This is a genomic window from Candidatus Oscillochloris fontis (genome assembly GCF_004138135.1).
Taxonomy (GTDB): domain Bacteria; phylum Chloroflexota; class Chloroflexia; order Chloroflexales; family Chloroflexaceae; genus Oscillochloris; species Oscillochloris fontis.
This window is the reverse complement of the sequence record NZ_RYFD01000101.1, coordinates 1-2867: the sequence shown is the minus strand read 5'-3', so window position 1 is coordinate 2867 and position 2867 is coordinate 1. Positions and strand designations below refer to the sequence as shown.

2 protein-coding genes are annotated in these 2867 nt (G+C 56.1%); both read left to right on the top strand.

From position 1 onward, the window contains the following. Positions 1 to 419 precede the first annotated feature (419 nt). Complete coding sequence (locus tag EKD03_RS18025; RefSeq protein WP_129633822.1) at positions 420 to 2063, top strand: IS66 family transposase; 1644 nt, start codon at positions 420 to 422, stop codon at positions 2061 to 2063. A gap of 654 nt (positions 2064 to 2717) precedes the next feature. Then, on the top strand, positions 2718 to 2864 hold the full coding sequence (locus tag EKD03_RS18535) for a hypothetical protein (RefSeq protein ID WP_161569314.1): 147 nt from the start codon (positions 2718 to 2720) through the stop codon (positions 2862 to 2864). Positions 2865 to 2867 lie beyond the last annotated feature (3 nt).

Genomic DNA, 2867 nt, shown 5'->3' with positions numbered 1-2867 from the left:
CCAGCCATACCACACCGGAGGTCTTTGGTCAACCTCCCAGACCTGCTATGAACCAATTTTCAACTAGCACAACCCCCTAGTTAGTATTGGCTACTCCGTTTTATCTGACGGATCATCACCTCCCAATATCTTGATTAGAATCATAACGTTGAATCGTATTCTGTTCTATTCCATCGCTTCACCATTCTATACTTCAAGAAAATGAAAGATATTTGTTTGAAAAAGTTAAACGACGGATATTTATGAATTTTACCAAATGTATCTTCCACAAGAAAACCTCTAAATCTCCAAATATCACTGGGATTATAGAAGATTGTTATCATATCTATTTGATATTCTTTTTCATCTGTCTCTTGTATCCTCTCCAAAACCACTGGGCGGTGCGTGACGGCGTGGTGAAGTTCTGGTAGACTCCCTGTATGCAGATACCTGACCTCAACCCCGACAGCATTGCCGATCTGGCAACGCGCCAGATCGTGATCCAGTTGCTGAACGTCATCGAGACGCTGGCCGCTGAGAACGCTGCCCTGCGGATTGAGGTCCAACAGTTGCGCGATGAGGTGGCGCGGCTGAAAGGGCGGTCGGGCAAGCCCGACATCAAACCACCCACGCCGCCGCCTGCCGCGCCAACCGACCATTCCTCGGAGGCCGAGCGCCGCACGCGCACGCCCCGCGGCAAACCCAAGAAAAACGAAACCCTGATCGTGACCCACGAGGAACGGTGTACGGTCGATCCGGCGACGCTGCCCCCCGATGCGGTGCGCCACGGGACGCGGGACGCCATCGTGCAACGGTTGCACATTGCGGTTGAGGTTGTCCGCTTTGTGCGGGAGGTCTGGTACGTGCCCAGCACGAACACGCTCATCACCGCACCGTTGCCGCCCGGCTACCGGGGTGGGTTTTGCCCCACGACCCATACCCTCGTGCTTGCCCTTGGGCACGGGGCAAACGTCAGTCAGCCCGCGCTGCTGCGCTTCCTGCGGGATGTCGGTCTGACGATTGGCACGGGCACGGTGGCACGCATGCTGCTCGATCCAGGGGGACGCTGGGCGGACGAAGCCGCCGCGATTCATCAGACCGGTCTCGCCACCGGGTCGTGGGTCGCCACCGACCAGACCAGTACCCGCGTGGATGGGCAGAACGAGGTCTGCCACGTCGTCGGCAATGCCTGGTTCACGAGCTATCATACCCGTCCCGGCGGCACGCGCCAGGATGTCGTGGCCATCATCTGGGGCCAGGAACCGCACTTCCGCCTGAATGATGAGTCGCTGGCGTGGCTGCAGGCCCGCAGCCTGCCGCACACACTGCTCCGCCGACTGCGGGATGCCCTGCCCCGCGACACGGACATGACGGCGGCGGAACTCCAGCAACACCTGACCAACGCCGGTATCACGCTCACTCAGCAGCAGGTGCAACCGGTCGGCGATGCGCTGGCGATTGCCGCCTATCACGCCCAAACCCAGGTGCCCGTCCTGCGCTGGTTGCTGAGCGATGATGCCCCAGTGTATGACCACCTCACGGCCACCCACGCGCTGTGTTGGGTCCATGATTGGCGGCACTATGCCAAGCTTGCCCCACGGGTGCCCCATCATCAGGCGGAACTCGCCGCGTTTGGGGAACGCTATTGGACGTTCTATCGCGACATGCTGGCCTATCAACAGGCGCCCACTGCAGCGGAACGCGCACGGTTGGCGGATGCGTTTGACGCGTTGGTGGAACACGAGACCGGCTATGCGGCGTTGGATGACCGGATCATCAAAACCGCCGACAAACGGGCCCAGTTGTTGGCGGTGCTGAAGCATCCCGACATTCCCCTCCACAATAACGCCATGGAACTGGCGGCGCGACGCCGGGTGCGCAAACGCGATGTCAGTTTCGGCCCCCAATCCCGGGACGGGGCACGGGCGTGGGACACCTTCCAAACCCTGGCCGCCACCGCCGCCAAACTCGGCGTGGGGTTCTTTCACTATCTCCGCGACCGCATCGTCACGCCGGAGACCACCTCCACCTTAGCCGAACGGGTGGCGCAACGGGCGGGTATCGCCGTACCATCGGCGGCCTGATCCAGCGCTTTTGGAGAGGATACTGTCTCTTGTAGAATTACTTTCTCGGCAGGCCAAAAAGCTGTCTTTCGTCTAAAAAGTTTAATACCGAATCTTTTTATTTGCACAGGGCGTCGACCGTAATTTACAATAGGAACGATTAATATGCCTTTAGACAGGGCTTTTTCTTGAAAGATTATTCTCTTTATCCTTAAATCACTTCTATCTCGAAGGTATGAAAATATCGAAAGCATAATAGAAATGGTTGAGAAAACGAGTGCGATAATGTTTGTTAATTCTGGCATAGAATTCTTACATTCAAGCCGAAGACTAGAATGACTTTACGCTCTTACTTCTAAGCAGTGCCGTGTAGCGATATAAATGACAAGTGCAAAAAATTATCAATTCAGTTCAAAATTTACTCGATATTCGCCTAATGTTAGTAAATTATATCACTCGTCACGCTTTATTGGCACTGCTTTTTCTTTAATATAGGCATTCTGGATTGATGGTTTTCCCTCGCTGCATGTCGATGTGTCCCGATCAGCAGTGCCTCCTTCTGCCCGGCATGGGCATATTAGGATTGCTGATCGTGTCCCGATGACCAACGGGCATTGGCCGAAACTGATTCCTAACGGGCAGTGATTATAACCGACTCTCTGATGTGCGTTGATCGTGGCCGACTCGCCAACAAGCGTGAAAGGTCGCAGCGATTCCTCGCCCCCCGGAGTGCTGGAGGCCACCCCGACGCCCAACGCCAGCCTTCAGGTGCGCCGCTGGCAGCTTCCCTGGATCGGAACGAAGCTCAACCCAGCAGGATAGTGG